General features: G+C 67.5%; 2 protein-coding genes. Both read left to right on the forward strand.

Going from position 1 to position 2,711, the window contains the following annotated elements:
- The first annotated feature begins 197 nt into the window (after window positions 1–197).
- A complete protein-coding gene (locus AAF184_25605) occupies window positions 198–1,988 on the forward strand; it encodes a VWA domain-containing protein (GenBank protein MEO0425732.1) in 1,791 nt (596 codons plus the stop codon).
- Between the two features lie 30 nt (window positions 1,989–2,018).
- Entirely contained in the window at window positions 2,019–2,615 is a 597-nt protein-coding gene (locus tag AAF184_25610; protein ID MEO0425733.1) for a sigma-70 family RNA polymerase sigma factor, read from the forward strand.
- Window positions 2,616–2,711 lie beyond the last annotated feature (96 nt).

Raw genomic sequence — 2,711 nt, forward strand, 5'->3', positions numbered from 1 at the left:
CCGTCGGGGATCTCGACATCCCTGCGCAGATCCCGGCGAAGTTCCGCGCAATATGAAACCGGTTCAAACTTCTGCCTACGCTGGGTCAAGAGCCTCTCGGTGAGTTGCGAGACCCGGATATAGCCTTTTTTTTCTTGCATTAACCCACTTCGGTGCCGACGACGTTCACCCGCCCAGAACCATCCGAGGAGCCGATGATGAAGATCACCCATGTGATGATGGCCTTATTGCTGGTCTTGGCCGGGGCCGTCGTCTGGAAGCAGGCCCAGCCCCCGGCAGGGGACGATGTGGCGGTAACGACTCCCGCCGCCGGCAAGGCTGCCGTCAGTGAACCGATGCGCTTGCCGCCGGTGCTCGAGGAGAGCGACGTGGCGCCCGTCGTCGGCGTAGCAGACGGATCCCTCAAGCGAGAGAGCGAGTTGCGCGTGCGCGCGGCGCGATCCGTCGCTGACCACGCGTCCTCGGGATCGACCGCGTCGTTGGGTGCGTACCTGGCCGCGGTGCCCGCGGATCAGATCCGTCCCACGCAGCACCCAGGGGTAGATCGCGAGGGTTACCCCGACGCCGAAGACAACCCCGTGCGTCGCCCCGCAGAGGACCCCGTCTCCACCTTCTCCATCGACGTGGACACGGCGAGCTACGCCAACGTGCGCCGCCAGCTGAACCAGGGTCGACTGCCACGCCACGAGTCGGTGCGGGCGGAGGAGATCATCAACTACTTCGACTACGCCTATCCGATGCCTGAGGCGGACGAGCCCTTCGCGGTGTACACGGAGATCGGTCCGAGTCCCTGGCATCCGCAGCGCCGCCTGCTGCACATCGGTATCCAGGGCGCGGTCCGCAACGCGGCTGACCTGCCGCCGGCGAACCTGGTGTTCCTGGTGGACGTGTCGGGTTCCATGCGCTCACCTGACAAGCTCGATCTGCTGAAGGCCTCCCTGCGGCTCCTGGTCGGACAGTTGCGCCCCCAGGATCACGTATCGATGGTGGTGTACGCCGGCGCCGCGGGCGTCGTGCTCGAGCCCACCCCGGGTGATCAGCGGGCGACCATCCTGCGGGCGCTGGATCAGCTGCAGGCGGGCGGTTCCACCAACGGCGGACAGGGCATCGAACTCGCCTACGCCCTGGCGGAGCAGCACCTCGTGGAAGAGGGCGTGAACCGCGTCATCCTCGCCACGGACGGGGACTTCAACGTGGGCACGGTCAGCCACGATGCCCTGGAGCAGCTGATCGAACGCAAGCGCGAGGCGGGCGTAGCGCTGACGGTGCTGGGCTTCGGCCAGGGCAACTACCAGGACGGCCTGATGCAGCGCCTCGCCCAGAAGGGCAACGGTAACGCGGCCTACGTGGATACCCTGAACGAGGCCCGCAAGGTGCTCGTGGACGAGCTGGCCGCCACCCTGGAGATCATCGCCCAGGACGTGAAGATCCAGGTGGAGTTCAATCCCGCAGTGGTGGCTGAGTATCGCCTGATCGGCTATGAAACCCGTCAGCTGGCCCGCGAGGACTTCAACAACGATCGGGTGGATGCGGGCGACATCGGTGCCGGGCACACGGTCACCGCCCTCTACGAGCTTGCCTTGGTGGGCGAGGACGGGGCACAGGTCGATCCCCTGCGCTACGCCATCCCTGACGGCCGGGGTCGCTTCCTGGGGCGTCCCGTCACCGACGAGATCGCCCACCTGCGCCTTCGCTACAAGCGACCCGGGCAGAAGCGGAGCGAGCTGATCGAGCGCCCGCTTCCACATGCGGCCCTGCGCGAGCGTCTCGCGGACACCAGCGAGGACTTCCGCTTCAGCGCAGCGACGGCTGCCTACGCCCAACTGTTGAGTGGTGCCCGCTACACGGGGGAGATGCAGCTGGCCGATGTGTTGGCCCTCGCCCGCGAAGCCCGCGGTGCCGATCCCTTCGGGTATCGAGGGGAGTTCCTGACCCTCGTCGCCAGCGCAGACGCGCTATCCTCGGTGCAGCAAACGTCACGGCGATGAGGTCGGCGCAGTTGCATGGACGATAGGGCGATGGCAGGTGCAGCCGCCACGGCGGCGGCCCCGGCACGGCTCGCGGTGGCGAGTCCCGAGGCCGGGGAGGACGAGGCGCTGATGGTGGCGTTCGGGGCAGGCGAGGCGCCTGCCTTCGACACCCTCTACGAGCGCTATCGGGGACCCGTGTACCGGTTCTTCGCTCGCCAGCTGCGCGTCGAAGATGCGCAGGAAGCGCACCAGGACACCTGGTTGCGTGTCGTCCGCGCGCGGGAGCGCTACCGACCCACCAGCAGCTTCCGCAGCTACCTGTTCACCATCGCCCACAACGTGTTGACCGACCTGTGGCGGCGCCAGGGGCGCCGGCCGGCCGATGCCGCCGTCGATCCAGACGAGCTCGTGGGACGCGGTGACCCTCAAGCTGAGAGCGAACGCGCGGAATTGGTCGATCAGTTCTTCGCGTTGCTGGCGCAGCTGCCCATGGAACAACGAGAAGCCTTCGTGCTGCGAGAGGACGCGGGCTTGAGCAACGAGCAGATCGCCGAGGTGACGGGGGTGGGTGTGGAGACCGTGCGCAGCCGCATTCGCTACGCGGTGCGCAAACTCAAAGGAGGCATGGCGCCCCATGGACAGTAAGGCAGACGAGCGCGACGAGGCAGAGCGCGCCCTGCTGGCGCGCTATCACGCGCAACCGCCGGCCCCGCCGCCGGCGGCCCTCGACGCACAGATCCG

Source organism: Pseudomonadota bacterium (assembly GCA_039815145.1).
In the GTDB taxonomy this organism is placed as follows: Bacteria; Pseudomonadota; Gammaproteobacteria; order Steroidobacterales; family JBCBZW01; genus JBCBZW01.

Excerpts from the sequence above, each read along its gene's own strand:
- AAF184_25605 (MEO0425732.1), top strand. The coding sequence starts at position 198 with ATGAAGATCACCCATGTGATGATGGCCTTATTGCTGGTCTTGGCCGGG.
- AAF184_25610 (MEO0425733.1), top strand. The coding sequence starts at position 2,019 with ATGGCAGGTGCAGCCGCCACGGCGGCGGCCCCGGCACGGCTCGCGGTG.